A 17,154-nucleotide genomic window follows, 5' to 3' on the forward strand; every position below is an offset into this window, starting at 1 on the left:
CGCCGCTGGGAGTCGTGAGCACCGGTGTGCCTCACCCTCAGTAACCAGGCATCCGGGGCAGAGTGCCCTCATGTCCGACGACCGCTTCTGGGCCGCCCGCTTCCCCGACCTGTTCGCCGAGTCGTACGTCGACTACGCGGACGCCCACGTCCGGCTCACTCTCCAGGTCCCTCCGGAACCTCTGGTGTCACGCCTCCATCTGATCGCGGTCACCGACGAGGGAACTGTGGTGGTCTGCCGCAGCGACCGCGGCTGGCGCTTCCTACCGGGAGGCACACGGGAGCCCGGCGAGACGATCCAGGATCTCGCGCGCCGGGAACTCCTCGAGGAGTCCGGTGCCGAGCTGCTGGACGCTCCGGCGCACTTCGCGTCCTTCACCGCTGACCTGCACGGCCCCGCCCCGTACCGTCCGCACCTGCCGCACCCACGGGCGCACTGGGCGTTCTCGACGGCCCGCGTCCGCATCGCCGGCGCTCCCACCTGCCCGCCAGACGGGGAGCAGGTCATCGAGGTCCTCGCCCTCCCGGCCGCCGACGCCGCCGACTACCTGCGCCCGCGCGCGCCGGAGCATGCCGACCTGGTGCTGCTCGACGCCGCCCGCTCGCTCGGCAACGCGGCCGGCGTCCGCCGCTCAGGCCGCCGTGGTGAAGCCTCCGCCCGCAGACCGGGCCACCGCCGGTCCCGGCGCACCCGGGTGCCGGAGGAGGCGCACATCCTGGACCGCGGTCCAGAGCCGCCGCGAGATCCCGCCCTCGCGCGCGACGACCGTCACGTCGCACCCGCCGGCGCCGAGCCGTGCGGCGGCCTCCGCGAAGATCCCGTCGCCGGACGCGATGACCACGTGGTCGAACCGCGTGGTCACGTCCTCCTCGAGCACGCCGAGCAGGGCCAGGTCGGCGCCGTCGTGCCCGCTGCGCCACACGAACCGCGCCACGCCCCAGCCCTCGAAGATCGCGAGAGCGGCCGCGTGGCTCGACCCGACGACGACAAGGTCGCCCGCACCGACCGGCACCGCGCCGTTGAGCGCGTGCCGCGCCCGCTGCACCGCCCGCGGGTCGGGCAGACCCGTCCCGGTGAGGTTCTCGATGTCCACCAGGTGCAGGGCGCGATCGCGGAACTCGCGCGGCAGGGCTCGACTGCGGTCTCTCATGGCTCGCTCCGATCGGTGCGCCGCGGCGGTGGAGGTACACCGTAGACGTCGGAGGGTTGTAAGAGGTTCCACATCGCGGCGTGTCCGACGTCGTCGAGCCGGGCGTGCGACACGACCGGCCCGGAGACCGGGCATGATCCACCTCATGTCCTTCACCGCATCACCTGCCCTGGTGCGTCAGGCCGAGCGCTGGTTCGTCCGCGGCGGCACGCCGACGATGATCGAGGGTTACGGCTTCGTCCGGCACGTCCTGCCCCGGATGCTGCCGGCGCTGGCCTTCGTCACGCTCGCCAGCCTCGCCTGGCTCGTGCCGCTGAAGGCCGCGGGTCCGGAGCGCTGGTTCCTGCTCGGCGCGGTGTCGGCGGTGACGCTGGCCGTGTGGGTGACCGTCCGCTCGTTCGTCCGCCGGATGCCGCGCTTCTCACCCACGGCGACCGTCGCGATCCTCGTCGCGTACGCCGCGATGCCGGTCGTCGTCCCGCTGATGCAGCTCGTCGTCGACGACGCCGTCACCCCGCCGGGAGGTACCGCGGCCGGGCTGCTGGAGTTCGTCGTCTTCTTCGCCGTCGTCTTCGTCGCCACGGCCTCCGGCACCACGTACGGCCTCGGCACGCTGGTGCACCGGGCAGTCCGGCACACGGCTCGCGATCTGCGCAACAACGTGCACCTGCTGGGCCGGGCGCTGCCCGCGATGCTCTTCGTCACGCTCTTCCTGTTCTTCACCGGCGAGCTGTGGCAGGCGATGAACCGGTTGACGTGGTGGCGGCTCGCACTCGTCGTCGTGCTGTTCGGCGCCATCACCGTGCTGGCCGCCGCGGCCCGGCTCCGCGACGAGATCGGCCGCGTCGAGCAGGATCTCAGCCCGTCGCGGCTGTCCGCCGCCTGCGCAGGCACGCCGCTGGCCTCGGTCCCGATCGACGGCCCGTTGCCCGCCGTCCCGCTCGACGGCCGTCAGGGCCGCAACCTCCTGCTGAAGCTCGCGACCCGCCAGCTCGTACAGGCGATCGTGGTCGGGATCGCGCTGAACGCGTTCTTCCTCGTCCTGGGGTCGATCGTGGTCACGCCCGAGACGGCCGAGCAATGGATCGGCGCGGCACCCCTGTACTCGGACCTGCTGCCAGGGATGCCGGTCGCACTGGTGGGCAACGCCATCCTGTTCGCCGGCTTCGGCAGCATGTACTTCGCGATCACCTCGATGAGCGATGCCGACCACCGGGCACAGTTCTTCGCCCCGATGATCGACGAGATCGAGCGCACGCTGGCCGTGCGCGCCGTGTACCTCACCGTCCGGCACGCGGCGGAGCCGGGAGTCAGGCTCGAGGCTTGACCGGTGCCCGGTCTGCCGCCGGGGCGGTGTCGTCGGTCTCGACGGCGGGCGGCGCGGCACCTCCGCGGCGCAGCCGGGCCACGAGCGGCAGCAGGAGCACGACGACGAGTACCGCGACGAGGGTCCCCGAGATCGGCCGGGTGAGGAATCCCGTGACGTCCCCGTCGAAGAGGATGAGCGAGCGGCGGGTGGAGCTCTCGAGCAACGAGCCGAGCACGAAGGCGAGCAGGAGGGGTCCCGGCTCGAACCCGAACTTCTTCATGAGGTAACCGAGCACGCCGAACACGCAGACGAGCAGGATGTCGAACGTGCTGTTGGCGACGGTATAGACGCCGATCAGGGTGATGAGGACCGTGATGGGCGCGAGGATCGACGTGCGGACCCGGAGGACCTTCACGAAGACGCCCACCAGCGGCATGCTCATGACGAGCAGCAGGATGTTCCCGATGTACATCGAGTTGACGACGCCCCAGAAGAGCTCGGGGTGCTCGTCGACGAGCTGCGGCCCGGGCGTGACCCCGTGGATGAGCAAGGCGCCGAAGATCACCGCGATCGTCGCGTTGGCGGGGATGCCGAGCGTCAGCAAGGGGATGAAGGACGAGGTCGCGGCAGCGTTGTTCGCGGTCTCCGGCGCCGCGACGCCCTCGACGGCGCCCTTGCCGAAGCGCGACGGGTCCTTGGCCCGTCTCTTCTCGAACGCGTAGGCCGCCAGCGACGACAGCACGGCGCCGCCACCGGGCAGGATGCCAAGGACGAACCCGATGACCGAGCCGCGGCCGATGGCCCCCGTGGAGCGGCGCAGGTCCTGGCCGGACGGCCAGACGTTCGCGATCTTCGCGGGCGGGCGGAGGGGGCCGTCCCGGCTCTCGAGGTTGTACAGGATCTCACCGAGGCCGAAGAGGCCCATGGCGATCGGTACGAAGTCGAGGCCGTCGGCCAGCGAGAGGGAGTCGAAGGTGAAGCGTTCGGCGCCGGAGAACCGGTCCCGGCCGACCGTGGCGAGCAGCAGCCCGACGGTCGCGGCGACGACCGCCTTGAGGCGGCCGCCGTTGCTCACGGTGGCGACGAGCAGGATGCCGAGCACGGCCAGGACGGCGTACTCGGGTGGACCGAAGTCGAGCGCGAAGCTCGCGACGACCGGGGCGAGGAAGGTGAGCGCGATGATGGAGACCGTGCCGCCGACGAACGAGCCGATCGCCGCGATGCCCAACGCCGTGCCCGCCTTGCCCTGGCGCGCCAGGGCGTAGCCGTCGAAGACGGTGACCACGGAGGACGCCTCGCCGGGCAGCCGGAGCAGCACCGAGGTGACGGTGCCGCCGTACTGCGCACCGTAGAAGATGCCGGCGAGCATGATGATGGCGGTCACCGGCTCGACGTCGAACGTCAGGGGCAGCAGGATCGCGATGGTCGCCGCCGGCCCGAGGCCCGGCAGGACACCGACGAACATGCCCACGAGGACGCCGACCAGGCAGTAGAGCAGGTTCGTCGGCTGGAGCACGACCGCGAAGCCGTCGAGCACAGGGGTGAATGAATCCATGAGGCCTCAGAACAGGTGCGGGATGGTCACGCGCAGCGCGACGACGAAGACGAGGTAGAAAGCGACGACCATGGCGACGCCGCCGACGATCGACACCCGCCAGCTCTCCCGGCCGAGGAACCGCAGCCAGACGAACGCCAGGACGACCGCTGGGATCTCGAAGCCGACGGTGCCGACCAGGAGGGCGAACACGAGCAGCGTGCCGAGCCCGACCAGGACCTTGAGGCTCGCGGGGACGAACCTCTCGGCGTCGTTCGTGGAGCGGGCGGTCAGGGCGAGCGCGAGCCCGAGGACCGTCAGCACGGAGCTGACGAACAGGGGCCACGTGCCGGCGGCCGGGTCGCTCAGCGTCCCCGTGCCCAAGCCGAGCGAGAAGACGACGCCCGCCGTCCCCAGCCCGACCACGACCGCGGCGACCCCGTAACCCGCCAGGGCGCCCGCGGCGGGACGCGTGCCGGTGGTCACCCCGCCGCCCCGAGGTCGATGTCGTACTCCTCGACGATCGACTCGTACTTCTCCTTGGCAGCCGTCCACTCCTCGACCACCTGCTCGCCGCTGACCTCGTGGGGCGTGAGCAGCGCCTGCTCGTTGAAGTCCTGGTAGCCCTGGTCCGCGAACGCGGCCTCGAACGCGCTGCGGAGTGCCTCCACGGTCGCGTCGGGTGTGCCCGCCGGCACGGCGAGGGCCCGGTACTGCGCGACCGGCACGTCGTATCCCTCCTCGACCGCGGTGGGCACGTCGGGAAGATACTCGTTGCGCTCCGGCGAGAAGACCACCAGGGGCACGAGCTCGCCCGCCTCGATCTGCGGGTACGCCTCGCCGAGCTGGATGCTCGCCACGTCGACCTGCTTGCCCAGGACCGCCGTGAGCGCCGGCGAGCCGCCGTCGAACGGGACGTCGTTGCCCTGCACGCCCATCTGGTGGAAGAGCAGCTGCTGCGACAGCTGGCTGCCGGTACCGACGCCGGTCGTCGCGAAGTCGAGCGTCTGGCCCGAGGCGGCGATGTCGCCCAGGGTCGCGAGGCCGCTCTCAGGGTGGGTGACGAGCACGTAGTCGTCCCGGGAGATGCCGGTGATGATCGTGAAGTCGTCGAGGCTCACGGCGTCGTCCGGGGACACCAGGGAGGTGATGGCGATGAGGGAGGCGTTGAGCACCAGCACGGTCTGGCCGTCCGGCTCCGAGTCCGCGACCTCCTGCGAGGCGACGGCACCGTTGGCGCCCGGGCGGTTCTCCACGGGCAGGGCTACGCCGAGCTCGTCCGAGGCGAGCTCGGCCACGGCACGGCCGATGAGGTCGGTGCTGCCGCCGGGGTCCTGGCCGACGACGACGGTCACGGGGCCGTCAGGAAAGTCGCCTCCCGCCCCTCCGGCGGTCCCGAGGTTGCCACCGCACGCGGCGAGGGCCAGGACGACGACGGAGGCGGTCGCAGCACCTCGGACGCCGGTGACGATGGTGCGTCGCATGGCTGAGCTCCTTTGCTCTGCGGACTTCGTAGACAGGATCGGCGAGGGCACTCGTCCCTTTTCGGGAGCCTAGGGAGGACCTTCTATGCGTGTCCAAACCCGATGGCGCATCGGGTGATACCGTCCGAGCATCATGTACTCGTTCGAGCAGCTGCGGGGTTTCGTGGCCGTCGCCGAGGAGCTCCACTTCGGCAGGGCGGCCGCGCGGCTCAGCATGACCCAGCCACCCCTCAGCCGGCTCATCCAGAAGCTCGAGCGCGCGATCGGCGTGCGCCTGTTCGACCGGGACAACCGGGGCGTGGCGATCACACCGGCAGGCCGGGCGTTCCTCGGCGAGGCGAGACGGCTTCTCGCTCTCGCCGAGAGCGCTCCCGATCTCGCTCGCCGGATCTCGCGCGGGTCCGTCGGACAGCTCCGGATCGGGTTCACCGCCGCGTCGGCCTACGGCGTGCTGCCGCGGTTGCTGGACCACCTCGCCCGCACCGTCCCGGACATCGACCTCGACCTGCAGGAGATGGTCACCCGGGAGCAGGTCGACGCGCTGCTCGGTCACGAGCTCGACCTCGGCCTCGCACGGCCGCCCTTCGACCCGGCAGAGTTCGGAAGCCGTCTGCTCCGGCGCGAGGAGATGGTCCTTGCCGTGCCGACGGGCCACCCGCTGACCGCGCTCCGCCGGCCGGTGCGACCGCAGGACCTCCTGACCGAGCCGCTCATCATGCACTCCCCGTCGAAGGCCAGGTACTTCTACGACCTGGTCGTCAGCATGGTGCCGGTGGTCCACGAGAACGTCGTCCACACCGTGAGCCAGATCCTCACGATGGTCTGGCTGGTGAGCGCGCGCCGCGGCGTGGCGTTCGTACCGCAGTCGACGTCGCTGCTGGGCATCGACGGCGTGGAGTACCTCCCGCTGCGGACCACCTCGTCCCGGCCGGTCGAGCTCCACCTGCTGTGGCCGAAGGACTCCCCGAACCCCGCGCTGGGCGTGGCGCTCGGCGCGCTCGAGAGCTTCAAGTGATGCCCGCTCGGTATCGGCCCATGTCGGGATCGACTTGGACAGGAATCGCGCCGCCTTCCTAGGGTTCCCCCATGACCGAGCTCCCGCGCGCCGGACGCGTGCCCACCGTGGCGACGGTCGAGGTGGTTCCCGTCGCCGGCCACGACTCGATGCTGCTCAACCTCAGCGGCGCCCACGCACCGTACTTCACGCGCAACGTGGTGGTCGTGACCGACAGCGAAGGACGCACCGGCCTCGGTGAGGTGCCGGGCGGCGAGGCGATCCGCCGCACCATCGAGGACGCCGCCACGCACGTGGTCGGCCGCCGGGTGAGCGAGTACCCCTCGCTGCTGCGCGAGGTCCAGGCCCGGTACGCGACGCGCGACGCCGCGGGCCGCGGTCAGCAGACGTTCGACCAGAGGGTGACCATCCATGCGGTCACCGCGCTGGAGTCGTCGCTGCTGGACCTGCTGGGCCAGCACCTCGAGGTTCCCGTCGCCGAGCTGCTCGGCGACGGGCGCCAGCGCAGTACCGTGCCGATCTTGGGCTACCTGTTCTACGTCGGAGACTACACAGGGACCGACCTGCCCTACGTGGTCGAGCCCGACCCGGCCGACGACTGGGAACGGGTGCGCCGGCAGCCCGCGCTCGACCCCGAAAGCATCGTCCGGCTCGCGGAGGCGGCCCGGGCGCGCTACGGATTCCACGACTTCAAGCTCAAGGGCGGCGTCTTCGCCGGTGAACAGGAGATGGCCGCGGTCCGCGCGCTCGCCGAACGGTTCCCCGAGGCACGGGTGACTCTCGACCCCAACGGCGGCTGGCTGCTCGCCGACGCGATCGAGCTCTGCCGGGACGCCGCCGGCGTCCTCGCCTACGCCGAGGACCCCTGCGGCGCCGAGGACGGACTGTCGGGCCGCGAGACCATGGCCGAGTTCCGCCGCGCGACAGGGATCCCGACCGCGACCAACATGATCGCGACGGACTGGAGGCAGATGGCCCACGCCGTCAGGGCGGCGGCGGTGGACATCCCGCTCGCCGACCCGCACTTCTGGACGATGCGGGGATCTGTGCGGGTCGCGCAGCTCTGCCACGACTTCGGGCTGACCTGGGGGTCGCACTCCAACAACCACTTCGACATCTCGCTGGCGATGTTCACCCACGTCGGGGCCGCCGCACCGGGCAACATCACCGCCCTGGACACGCACTGGATCTGGCAGGACGGTCAGGCCTTGACGCGTGAGCCGCTGACGATCCGCGGCGGCGCGATCGCCGTCCCCGATCGCCCTGGTCTGGGGATCGAGGTCGACCGGGACGCCCTGACCGCCGCGAACGAGCTCTACCTGGAACAGGGTCTGGGCGCGCGGGACGACGCCGTGGCGATGGGGAGGCTCGTCCCCGGCTGGACGTTCGACCCGAAGCGGCCGGCCTTCGTCAGGTGACCGGCCTCACGGGCGCGCGCCGAGCTCGGCCGTGGCGACGGTCCAGGCCCGCGCCTGCTCGCTGAGCGTGAACCCGAGACCGGGCCGGTCGGAGACGTACATCCGGCCGTCGCGGGTCTCGAGCTGCTCGTCGAACAGCGGCGCCAGCCAGTCGAAGTGCTCCACCCAGGGCTCGAGGGGGTACGCCGCGGCCAGGTGCAGGTGGATCTCCATCGCGAAGTGCGGGGCGATCTCGATCTGCTTGTTCTCCGTGTACGCGGCCAGCTTGAGGAACTGGGTGATGCCGCCGATGCGGGGCGCGTCCGGCTGCACGATGTCGGAGGCACCGGCGTCGATGAGGCGCACGTGCTCGGCGACGCTCGACAGCATCTCGCCGGTCGCGATCGGGGTGTCGAGGGACCGGGCGAGGTGGGCGTGGCCCTCGGCGTCGTACGCGTCGAGGGGCTCTTCGATCCACACGAGGTCGAGCTGTTCGAAGATCCGGCCCATCCGCATCGCGGTGGGCCGGTCCCACTGCTGGTTGGCGTCGACCATGAGGGGCACGTCCGGGTCGAGCGCCTCGCGGACCGCGGTGACCCGCGCGACGTCGAGGCGCCAGTCCGGCTGGCCGACCTTGAGCTTGATCGCCCCGATGCCGTTCTCCAGCGAGCGGCCGGCATTCTCGATGACCTCCTCGATCGGCGTGTGGAGGAAGCCGCCGGACGTGTTGTAGGTGCGCACCGAGTCGCGGTGCGCACCGAGCAGCTTCGCCAGCGGGAGCCCGGCGCGCCTGGCCTTCAGGTCCCACAGTGCGACGTCGACGGCCGCGATCGCCTGGGTCGCCAGCCCGCTCCGGCCGACCGAGGCACCCGCCCACGCCAGCTTGCTCCAGATCTTGCCGATGTCGCTGGGATCCTCCCCGATCAGCACCGGCGCGATCTCCCGGGCGTGCGCGAACTGGCCCGGGCCTCCCGCGCGCTTGGAGTACGAGAAGCCGACGCCCTCGAAGCCCTGGTCGGTGGAGATCTCGGCGACGAGGAACACCACCTCGGTCATCGGCTTCTGGCGACCGGTCAGCACCTTGGCGTCGCTGACCGGAGCGCCCAGCGGCAGCACCACCGACGACAGCCTGACGTGGGAGATCCGGTCGAGCGTCGCCTCGGCCTGAGCCGCGGCGAGGAGGGCGGCGCCCGGGCCGGTAAGGGCGCTGGCCGGCCGGCCGGTGGTCATCGTCACGGGTTCTCCTGTCGTGGGGACGGGGCGAACGGGCCGCCGTCAGATCTCCGGGAGGCCGTCGACCCGACGGAAGACGTGCCGCGGGTTGTCGTCGCGAAGCTCGGCGGGCAGCAGTTCCTCCGGCACGTCCTGGTAGGCCACGGGTCGGAGGAACCGTTCGATCGCCCGCATGCCGACCGAGGTGGTGGCCGGTGCGGAGGTCGCGGGAAACGGCCCGCCGTGCACCATGGCATGTCCTACCTCCACGCCCGTGGGCCAGCCGCCGTAGAGTACGCGTCCCGCGAGGAGCTCGAGCCGTTCGACGAGGTCGGCGGCGAGCTCGCGGTCGCGGGGGCTCCCGTGGACCGTCGCGGTCAGCTGGCCCTCGAGGACGTCGATGATCCGGGCGAGCTCGTCGTCGTCGCCCACGCGGACCACGAGCGAGGCCGGCCCGAACATCTCCCCCTGGAGGCCCGGCCGCGCCAGGAAGGCGGCCCCGTCGGTCTCGAAGAGCACCGGGACCCCCGAGCACGCGATGGCCTCGACCGGGACACCTTCAGCGACCCGGCGGACGCCGTCGGACGACGCCGTGGCCCGGGTGGCCGTACCGAAAGCCTCTGCGATGCCCGGGCTCAGCATCGCGGCCGCGCTCACCGCGCCCAGCGCCCGGCCGGCGGCGGCGACGAAGTCGTCGGCCCCCGGGCCGTCCATCAGGAAGACCAGGCCGGGCTTGGTGCAGAGCTGGCCCGCGCTCCCCGTGACGGAGGCGACGAACGCGGCGCCGAGCTCGCTGCCGCGCTCGGCGAGCGCACCGGGTAGGACGAAGACGGGGTTCACCGACGACATCTCGGCATAGACCGGGATCGGGACGGCCCGCTGCTGAGCCGACACCACCAGGGCCAGGCCTCCCCGTCGCGAGCCGGTGAACCCCACGGCCTTGATGCGGGGGTCGGTCACCAGTGCCGCACCGAGCTCGTGGCCGGCTCCCTGCAGCACCGAGAACGTGCCCTCGGGCAGACCCTGCTTCTGGACCGCGGCCCGGATCGCGCGGCCCACCAGCTCGGAGGTGCCGGGATGCGAAGGGTGCGCCTTGACGACGACGGGTGCGCCGGCGGCGAGAGCCGAGGCGGCGTCGCCGCCGGCGACGGAGAAGGCGAGGGGAAAGTTGCTCGCGCCGAACACGGCGACCGGTCCCAGCGGCACGGAACGCTGGCGCACGTCCGGCTTCGGCAGGGGCGTGCGCCCGGCGTCCCCCCGGTCGATGCGGGCCTGGAGCCAGCTGCCCTCACGGAGGGTGGCGGCGAACATCCGCAGCTGTCCGGTCGTCCGTGCGGTCTCCGCGGCGACGCGGGGTGCGGGCAGGCCCGTCTCCGCCATGACACGCGCAGCGATCGCGTCCCCGCGCGCCTCGATCTCGTCGGCGATCGTCTCCAGGAAGGCGGCCCGCTCGTCGGGGGTGGTGCGCCGGTAGGCGGCGAACGCGGTCGCGGCGAGAGTGGTCGCGCGCACGACGTCGTCCGGCCCGCACTCGTCGTAGTCGGGACCGATCGCCTCGCCCGACATCGGGTCGACGGCACGAAACGCGCTGCCGCCGGTACCGACGACGTCGTTCTCGCCGATCAGCGAGCGCCCGACCAGGTCGGTGGTGATACCGGTGCCGGCCATGGATCAGCTCACCTTCTTCACGAGGGTCTCGAGCTCTTCGATCTCGAGGTGGGTCAGGTCGGTCAGGGGAGGGCGCACGGGCCCCGCCGGGCGGCCGATGACCTTCATGCCCGCCTTGACGATGCTCACGGCATAGCCCGGGGCCCGGTTGCGCAGGTCGCAATAAGGGATGACGAACTCGTTCAGGGCCGCCATCACATGTCCGGCGTCCCGGCGACGGACTGCGTCGTAGAAGGCCAGCGCGAAGTGGGGCAGGAAGTTGAAGATCGCCGAGGAGTACGTCGTGAGCCCGAGGCTGAGGTACGGCAGGGCGAAGAGCTCGGCAGTGGGCAGGCCACCGATATAGAGCAGACGGTCACCGAGGCGCGCGTAGATCCGGGCCATCTGCTCGACACTGCCCACGCCGTCCTTGAAGCCCACGAGCGTCGGGCACTCGTCGGCGAGCGCCGCGACGGTGTGCTCGTCGTACACGGCGTTGGCCCGGTTGTAGAGGATCACGCCGAGGTCGGTCGCGGCGCAGACGGCGCGGACATGAGCGGCGAGCCCCTCCTGTCCGGCCTCCGTGAGGTAGGGCGGAAGCAGGAGGATGCCGGACGCCCCCGCACGTTCGGCCGCCTGGGCCAGCTCCACCGCCGTCGCCGTCCCATAGCCCGCCGGCGCGATGACGGGCAGGTGGGGCGGCGCCTCGTCCACGGCGGCGCGCACGGTCTCCTCCACCTCGGCTGGTGTCAGGGAGAAGAACTCTCCGGTACCGCCCGCTGCGAACAGGCCCGCCGACCCCGACCGGGACAGCCACGACACGTGCTCCCGGTAGCCCGCGAGGTCGAGAGTACGGTCGGCGGCCAGGTGAGTGACCGGGAACGCCAGCAGGCCGCTCCCGAGCCGGTCGGCGACCTCGGACGGTGACATCTGCGACAACGGTGGCTCCTCGGACGACGGGGCAGGCGTCATCGACCCTAGGAACGCTCGGCGATTCGCGTCCAACACTCTTTGTGGATGAGGCGATACCCCCCGAGCATCGCCGGAGCCGTCTCCGTCAGCCCAGGTCCACGCCGGGAGCACGTCATCCTGACACCGGTGCCTCAGCGGCGGAGGCGGTCGAACCGGAAGGGCGCCAGGACCTCAGGACGGCGGCCGGTCAGGACGTACTCGGCGAGCCTGTGCCCGGTGACCGGACCCAGCGTGACGCCCAGCATGCCGTGGCCGGTCGCCGCGAAGGCGTTGCGATGCCCCGGGACACGGTCGATCACGGGCAGCCCGTCGGGCAGGAACGGCCGTCCCCCGACCCAGGGATCGCGGATCAGGCTGACCAGGTCGTCGGGGTCGTCGAACCAGCGGCCGAGGTAGTGCCGGCTCGCGAGGGCGACGGCGACGACCCGGCGCCAGTCGAGCCGGTTGTTGTTGCCGCTCAGCTCCATCGTGCCGCCTATCCGCGTGGTACCGCCGATCGGCGAGGCGACGGCCCGGCGCTCCCCGAAGTACAGCGTGTGCCGGGGTGCCGGGTCGAGGTCCACCGAGAAGCTGTAGCCCTTGCCGGCCTGGAGGGGCAGCGACTGCCCGAGGGAGCGCACCAACGCGGGAGAACGCATGCCGGCCGCGATGACGACGCCGGCGCAGGCGATCTCACCCTGCGCGGTGCGCAACGCAGTGACCCGGTCACCCGTGGTCCGGAACCCGGTGACCTCCGCGTTCTCGTGGATCTTCACCCCGGAGGCTGTGAGCGCCTCCCCGAGCGCGCGGGCGAAGGCCTCCGGGTCCACCACCCCCTCCCCCTGGACGAGGTAGGCCGCCCGCACGCCGGGCGACAGCGCGTCGTCGAGCAGGTGGGCCTCGTCACCCGTGGTGACGTCGTCCGGCAGCGGATAGCGGCCGTCCGCCATCTCCCGCTGGATTGCGAGGTGATGCCGGGCCTCCCCGGGCGACAGGAAGGCGTGCACCATCCCGGGGCGGCTCAGCGTCGTCCCGACCCCGGCGTCGTGCAGGCCGTCGAACAGGTCGAAGGTTTCGCGGTTCAGCTCTGCGACCGCCGCGTAGCCGCGCCGGAAGGTGGCCGGCGTGCTGCTGCGCCAGAACCGCCACAGCCACGCCGCGAACGCCGGGTCCGGCAGCGGCCGCAGGTAGAGAGGCGAGTCCGGGCGGCCCAGCGACCTCAGCGCGTACTGCACCACGCCCGGGGCCGGCACGGGGGTCGAGTGGCTGAGGCAGACCCAGCCGGCGTTGCCCCGCGACGCCCCGGAACCCATGGCGCGCCGCTCGACGACCTCCACAGCCAGACCTGCCGAGGCCAGGTAGTACGCCGTGCACAGCCCCACGACGCCACCCCCGACGACCACGACGGGGCCGTCGCCGAGCGCGCCCGGCGTACCGGCCGCACCCGTCATGACGTGGACCCGTACGAGGCCAGGAACTCCCGGGTGCGCGGCTGCGCGGGGCTGCCGAGCACGTCGTCCGGGTGACCCTCCTCCACGATCCGGCCGCCGTCGACGAAGACCACGTGGTCGGACACCTCGCGGGCGAAGGGCAGCTCGTGGGTGACCAGCATCATGGTCATCCCGTCCGCGGCCAGCTCCCGCATGACGCTCAGCACCTCGCGGGTGGCCTCGGGGTCCAGCGACGACGTCGGCTCGTCGAAGAGCAGCACCTCGGGCTTGAGCGCGAGGGCCCGCGCGATGGCGACGCGCTGCTGCTCGCCCCCGGAGAGCTGTTCGGGCTGTGCGAGCCCGCGGTGGGCCACGCCGACCCGGCGCAGCAGCGCGACAGCTCGCTCCAGCGCCTCCTGTTCCGGCACGCCCGCCCTGCGCTGGGCCAGGACGACGTTCTCCACGGCCGTGAGGTGCGGGAAGAGATGGAAGCGCTGGAACACCATGCCGACGGTGCGGCGCAGCCGTGGGAGGTCGCGGCAGACCATGTGACCGTCGTCGTGCACCACCTCTCCGGCGACCTCGACCATGCCCCGGTCCGGCCGCTCCAGCAGGTTGACGCAGCGCATCAGGGTCGACTTGCCGCCGCCGCTCTGCCCGATGACGCTGACGATGCGGCCTCGGCCGACCTCCAGGTGCACGTCGTCGAGAACCAGCCGGCCGTCGAAGGACTTGCGCAGCCCCGAGATCCGGATGACGGGCTCTGGGGAGGCCTTCGTCTCCTTGGCTTCTGTGACTGGCTGCGTCATGCCGCCGCCTCCCTCAGACCGACGTCCGCGGGGCTGGTGTCCCCGGGGCTGGTGTCCTGGGCGAGCAGGGCGCGGGCCGCCTGCATGCGACGCCGCCTCCACGGGGACAGGGGATCGCCCGCCCGCACCTTCCGCTCCAGCCACAGCAGGAGCTGCGACAGCGGGTAGCAGAGCGCGAAGTAGATGGCCGAGATGACGATGTAGACCTCCAGCGCACGGAACGTGGCCGAGGTGATGAGCCGCCCCTCGGACATGAGCTCGGCGGCGGAGATGGTGACCAGCAGCGACGTGGACTTCAACAGGTCCACGAGGAAGGTGTTGGTGCCAGGCAGCGCCAGCCGCAGCGCCTGGGGCACGACGATGTGGCCGAAGATGCCCGCCCTGCCCAGCCCCAGCGCCTCGCCCGCCTCGGTCTGCCCGGCGTGGACCCCGCTGATCGCGGAGCGGAAGGTCTCGGACAGGTAGGCGGCGTAGAAGACGATCAGGCTGAGGGCTCCCGCCGTGAACACGTCCAGCCGGATCCCGGCCGAGGCCAGGCCGAAGTAGGTCAGGAAGATGATGGCCAGGAGCGGGACGTTCTTGAAAACCTCGGTGTAGACGGTGGCGATCGCGCGGGCCGGCCAGGCCCGGTTCAGCCGCAGCAGCGCCACGCCCAGGCCGAGCACCACGGCGCCGGCGAAGCTCACCACCGTGTAGAGGAGGGTGCGCCCCAGCGCGTCGATCAGCTCCGACTGATAGTCGGACCACGGCACCATGAACAGGTCGGACATGTCAGCCCCTCACTGTGCGATGGACGGCGCGTTCCAGTCGTCAGGCCGGTCCACGCCTCTGCGCGCGGTGGCGAAAGCGTCGGTGGGCGTCAGGAACTGCTCGGCGTCACCACCCCACTTCTCGACGAGCTTCTGCATCTCGCCGTTCTCGTACATGGCGTCGATCTGCTCGGAGATGGCCGTCTCCAGCTCGGTGGCCTCGGGGGGCAGGTAGAAGCCCGTCTGGTAGGGCTGGAAGTACTCGAAGGCGGGCTCGGCCGCGACCTGCTCGGCGGTCGGGGGCGTCATGTAGAGGGTGCTGATCTCCAGGTCCGGCCGCTCCTCCTGCGCCGCGGTGACGAGGAGCGGGTCGAGGAAGCCGACGTCGAGCCGGCCCGCCGCGAGGTCGTCGAACACCCCGTTGGCGTCGGGATAGGCATGCAGCGTGGCACCGGGAACGGCCTGGATCGACTCGACCCAGACATAGCCCTCGACCGTGCCCAGCTCCAGGCCCTCCAGGTCCTCGACCGTCTCGTAGGTCTTGTCGCCATGGACGGCCATCACCGGCGGCGAGTAGTAGGGCGGATCGGTGAACAGCCCCTCCTTCTGGCGGTCCTCGCTCCAGGCGACGCCCCCGATGGTGATGTCGACCCGGCCGGACTGCACGCCGGCGAGCATGCCTGCGAAGTCGGTCACCTCGGGTACGACCTCGAGGCCCAGCTTCTCGGCGGCGTAGTTGAGGATGTCGCCGTCGAGGCCGACGATCTTGCCGTCCTCGACGCTGGTGTACGGCGCGTACGGCTGGACGGCCACCTTGAGCACGCCGGGCTCGATCGTGCCCAGCGCGGCGGTCTCGGCCGACACGTCCTGGCCGACGCCGTCCGAGCTGCTGCAGGCAGCCGCTGTGAGCACGAGCGCGACTGACAGTGCTGCGGAGATTGAACGCACACGAGACATCGGTCCGGTCCTTCCGTTCGGGGCTGAAGGAACCCGCCGTTTCACCTCTGTGTGCCGGGGCGGGGATCTGTGTGACGGATCCATACGCTAGGGAAGGCGTGTGCCGTGCGTCACTGGACGCTTCGTACGGACTTCTCGCCGAGACGGCGGTCGCTGCTGTACGGTTCGCCCCATCTTTCCGGCCCTTCCTCGACGGGAGGAACGCCAGTGCTGAGCCCGTCACTCGCCCAGGAGATCGCCGGGGACACCTCCGCGGTGATCGGCTTCAACGTGCTGATCACCGATGCGGACGGCGTGGTCATCGGCAGCGGCGACGGCAGCCGGGTCGGGAGCTTCCACGAGGCGTCCGTCGAGGTCATCCGCACGAGGGAGCCCGCCGCCCACAGCGCGTCACAGGCTCAGCAGCTGCGCGGGGTGCGCCCCGGGATCACCCTGCCGGTGGTCATGGAGGGCCAGGCAGTGGGGACCGTCGGGATCACCGGCCCGCCCGCCCAGGTACGTCGCTTCGGGCTTCTGGTCAAGCGCCAGACGGAGATCCTGCTCCGCGAGTCGGTCATGCTGCGCTCCCGCCTGCTCGCCGAGCGAGCCGCCGAGAAGCTGCTCTCCGACATCGCCTCCTACGACCCCCACGTCGTGGAAGGCGAGTTCGTGGCGTTCCGGGCAGCCGAGCTGGGCTTCGACATACGTCTGCGACGGGTTGCGGTGGCCTTCGAGGTGACCGTGCCCGAGGGCGCCAACCGCCGCCACGGCGGTCCCGGCCGGGACATGGTGCTGGCCCGCTCGGAGCTGCTCCGCACCGTCCGCGAAGTCTTCGCGGGCGCCCAGGACATCGTCGCGAGCTCGGCTCCCGGACGGATCGGCGTGCTCCACCGGCTCCCGGCCGGCCGGCCGGTGACCTCCGTGGTGAGCGACTGCCGGCGGGTCTCCGATGTCATCGCCGCTCAGGACGGTCTCTCCACCCGCGTGGGGATCGGTGAGCCGGCCGACTCGGTGGCCGGCCTGCACGAGTCCTACCAGGACTCGTGCGACGCGCTCCGGCTGGGGGCTCGCCTGGCGGGGAGTCCCGCCGTCCACCTCATCGCCGACCTGCGGGTCCACCAGGTCCTCGCGGCGCTGGGCCAGCCCGCCCGCACCCGCCTGATCGACCTCACCGCGGCGGCCCTGCGCACCCACCCGGACTGGCCGGTGCTTCGCGACACGATCGCCGCCTGGTGCGAGAGCGGGTTCAACCTCGTGCGGGCGTCCGCGGCGCTGCACATCCACCGCAACACCCTCGTCTACCGGATGAGCAAGATCGAGCAGGTCACCGGGCGCCCGCTCCGCGACCACCGGACCACCATGGCGCTGTACCTCGCCTGCCTGGCCGACCGGCTCGACGGCGAGGGAGCGACGGGTCGTGCTGACCCAATGTGGGCCGGGGGGGGGGGGGCCCGGGGGGGGGGGGGGCGGGCCCGGGGGGGGCCTGCGTGGGGCGGGTGGGGGGGGGGGCCCGGGGGTTGGGGCTCACCCC

General features: G+C 71.7%; 15 protein-coding genes and 1 pseudogene. 5 read left to right on the forward strand and 11 right to left on the reverse strand.

From position 1 onward, the window contains the following. Nucleotides 1–70: 70 nt before the first annotated feature. A pseudogene (locus L1785_RS23385) lies at nt 71–487 on the forward strand (NUDIX domain-containing protein); the annotation flags it as partial. 144 nt (nt 488–631) lie between these two features. Here the strand turns inward: L1785_RS23385 and L1785_RS11520 are convergent. Continuing rightward, a complete protein-coding gene (locus tag L1785_RS11520) occupies nt 632–1,150 on the reverse strand; it encodes an NYN domain-containing protein (RefSeq protein ID WP_236089409.1) in 519 nt (172 codons plus the stop codon). Nucleotides 1,151–1,295: 145 nt separating this feature from the next. Here L1785_RS11520 and L1785_RS11525 point away from each other — a divergent pair, with 145 nt between their 5' ends. After that, on the forward strand, nt 1,296–2,477 hold the full coding sequence (locus tag L1785_RS11525) for a hypothetical protein (protein WP_236089410.1): 1,182 nt from the start codon (nt 1,296–1,298) through the stop codon (nt 2,475–2,477). Here L1785_RS11525 and L1785_RS11530 read toward each other — a convergent pair. Genes L1785_RS11530 through L1785_RS11540 form a run of 3 tightly spaced genes read right to left on the reverse strand, consistent with a single transcriptional unit; the run spans nt 2,461 to nt 5,477 of the window. Beyond that, nucleotides 2,461–4,014, reverse strand: coding sequence for a tripartite tricarboxylate transporter permease (locus L1785_RS11530; RefSeq protein ID WP_236089411.1), 1,554 nt, complete (start codon nt 4,012–4,014; stop codon nt 2,461–2,463). The genes L1785_RS11525 and L1785_RS11530 overlap by 17 nt on opposite strands. 6 nt (nt 4,015–4,020) lie before the next feature. Continuing rightward, complete coding sequence (locus L1785_RS11535) at nt 4,021–4,479, reverse strand: tripartite tricarboxylate transporter TctB family protein (protein WP_236089412.1); 459 nt, start codon at nt 4,477–4,479, stop codon at nt 4,021–4,023. Next, complete coding sequence (locus L1785_RS11540; RefSeq protein WP_236089413.1) at nt 4,476–5,477, reverse strand: Bug family tripartite tricarboxylate transporter substrate binding protein; 1,002 nt, start codon at nt 5,475–5,477, stop codon at nt 4,476–4,478. The genes L1785_RS11535 and L1785_RS11540 overlap by 4 nt, the downstream gene beginning before the upstream one ends. A 133-nt stretch (nt 5,478–5,610) precedes the next feature. Here L1785_RS11540 and L1785_RS11545 point away from each other — a divergent pair, with 133 nt between their 5' ends. Together L1785_RS11545 and L1785_RS11550 are read left to right on the forward strand one after the other, a co-directional pair. After that, nucleotides 5,611–6,492 (forward strand): LysR family transcriptional regulator, encoded by an 882-nt coding sequence (locus tag L1785_RS11545; protein ID WP_236089414.1) that lies wholly within the window; start codon nt 5,611–5,613, stop codon nt 6,490–6,492. A 71-nt stretch (nt 6,493–6,563) separates the two neighbouring features. After that, nucleotides 6,564–7,910, forward strand: a complete 1,347-nt coding sequence (locus L1785_RS11550) for an enolase C-terminal domain-like protein (protein ID WP_236089415.1) — start codon at nt 6,564–6,566, stop codon at nt 7,908–7,910. Nucleotides 7,911–7,916: 6 nt separating this feature from the next. Here L1785_RS11550 and L1785_RS11555 read toward each other — a convergent pair whose 3' ends face one another. From L1785_RS11555 to L1785_RS11585, 7 genes are all read right to left on the reverse strand, one after another. Continuing rightward, nucleotides 7,917–9,125, reverse strand: coding sequence for an L-talarate/galactarate dehydratase (locus L1785_RS11555; protein WP_236089416.1), 1,209 nt, complete (start codon nt 9,123–9,125; stop codon nt 7,917–7,919). 39 nt (nt 9,126–9,164) lie between these two features. Further along, the gene (locus L1785_RS11560; protein ID WP_236089417.1) at nt 9,165–10,769 is read right to left on the reverse strand and encodes an aldehyde dehydrogenase (NADP(+)); all 1,605 of its coding nucleotides are present in this window, start codon (nt 10,767–10,769) and stop codon (nt 9,165–9,167) included. Between the two features lie 3 nt (nt 10,770–10,772). Continuing rightward, on the reverse strand, nt 10,773–11,687 hold the full coding sequence (gene kdgD, locus L1785_RS11565) for a 5-dehydro-4-deoxyglucarate dehydratase (RefSeq protein ID WP_236089418.1): 915 nt from the start codon (nt 11,685–11,687) through the stop codon (nt 10,773–10,775). A gap of 164 nt (nt 11,688–11,851) precedes the next feature. Beyond that, on the reverse strand, nt 11,852–13,150 hold the full coding sequence (locus tag L1785_RS11570; RefSeq protein WP_236089419.1) for an NAD(P)/FAD-dependent oxidoreductase: 1,299 nt from the start codon (nt 13,148–13,150) through the stop codon (nt 11,852–11,854). After that, on the reverse strand, nt 13,147–13,938 hold the full coding sequence (locus tag L1785_RS11575; protein ID WP_236089420.1) for an amino acid ABC transporter ATP-binding protein: 792 nt from the start codon (nt 13,936–13,938) through the stop codon (nt 13,147–13,149). The genes L1785_RS11570 and L1785_RS11575 overlap by 4 nt, the downstream gene beginning before the upstream one ends. Then, the gene (locus L1785_RS11580) at nt 13,935–14,708 is read right to left on the reverse strand and encodes an amino acid ABC transporter permease (protein WP_236089421.1); all 774 of its coding nucleotides are present in this window, start codon (nt 14,706–14,708) and stop codon (nt 13,935–13,937) included. Before L1785_RS11580 ends, L1785_RS11575 begins: the two co-directional genes overlap by 4 nt. Nucleotides 14,709–14,717: 9 nt before the next feature. After that, complete coding sequence (locus tag L1785_RS11585; RefSeq protein ID WP_236089422.1) at nt 14,718–15,644, reverse strand: substrate-binding periplasmic protein; 927 nt, start codon at nt 15,642–15,644, stop codon at nt 14,718–14,720. A 207-nt stretch (nt 15,645–15,851) separates the two neighbouring features. On the opposite strand from L1785_RS11585, the gene L1785_RS11590 reads away from it, so the two are divergent. Beyond that, nucleotides 15,852–17,154, forward strand: a 1,303-nt coding sequence (locus L1785_RS11590; protein WP_236089423.1) for a CdaR family transcriptional regulator, incomplete at its 3' end; no start/stop codon positions are given.

This window comes from Antribacter soli (assembly GCF_021568775.1).
In the GTDB taxonomy this organism is placed as follows: Bacteria; Actinomycetota; Actinomycetes; order Actinomycetales; family Cellulomonadaceae; genus Antribacter; species Antribacter soli.

Coding starts and splice junctions, on each gene's coding strand:
- L1785_RS11520 (WP_236089409.1), bottom strand. CDS start 1,150: ATGAGAGACCGCAGTCGAGCCCTGCCGCGCGAGTTCCGCGATCGCGCC.
- L1785_RS11525 (WP_236089410.1), top strand. CDS start 1,296: ATGTCCTTCACCGCATCACCTGCCCTGGTGCGTCAGGCCGAGCGCTGG.
- L1785_RS11530 (WP_236089411.1), bottom strand. CDS start 4,014: ATGGATTCATTCACCCCTGTGCTCGACGGCTTCGCGGTCGTGCTCCAG.
- L1785_RS11540 (WP_236089413.1), bottom strand. CDS start 5,477: ATGCGACGCACCATCGTCACCGGCGTCCGAGGTGCTGCGACCGCCTCC.
- L1785_RS11545 (WP_236089414.1), top strand. CDS start 5,611: ATGTACTCGTTCGAGCAGCTGCGGGGTTTCGTGGCCGTCGCCGAGGAG.
- L1785_RS11550 (WP_236089415.1), top strand. CDS start 6,564: ATGACCGAGCTCCCGCGCGCCGGACGCGTGCCCACCGTGGCGACGGTC.
- L1785_RS11560 (WP_236089417.1), bottom strand. CDS start 10,769: ATGGCCGGCACCGGTATCACCACCGACCTGGTCGGGCGCTCGCTGATC.
- L1785_RS11570 (WP_236089419.1), bottom strand. CDS start 13,150: ATGACGGGTGCGGCCGGTACGCCGGGCGCGCTCGGCGACGGCCCCGTC.
- L1785_RS11575 (WP_236089420.1), bottom strand. CDS start 13,938: ATGACGCAGCCAGTCACAGAAGCCAAGGAGACGAAGGCCTCCCCAGAG.
- L1785_RS11580 (WP_236089421.1), bottom strand. CDS start 14,708: ATGTCCGACCTGTTCATGGTGCCGTGGTCCGACTATCAGTCGGAGCTG.
- L1785_RS11585 (WP_236089422.1), bottom strand. CDS start 15,644: ATGTCTCGTGTGCGTTCAATCTCCGCAGCACTGTCAGTCGCGCTCGTG.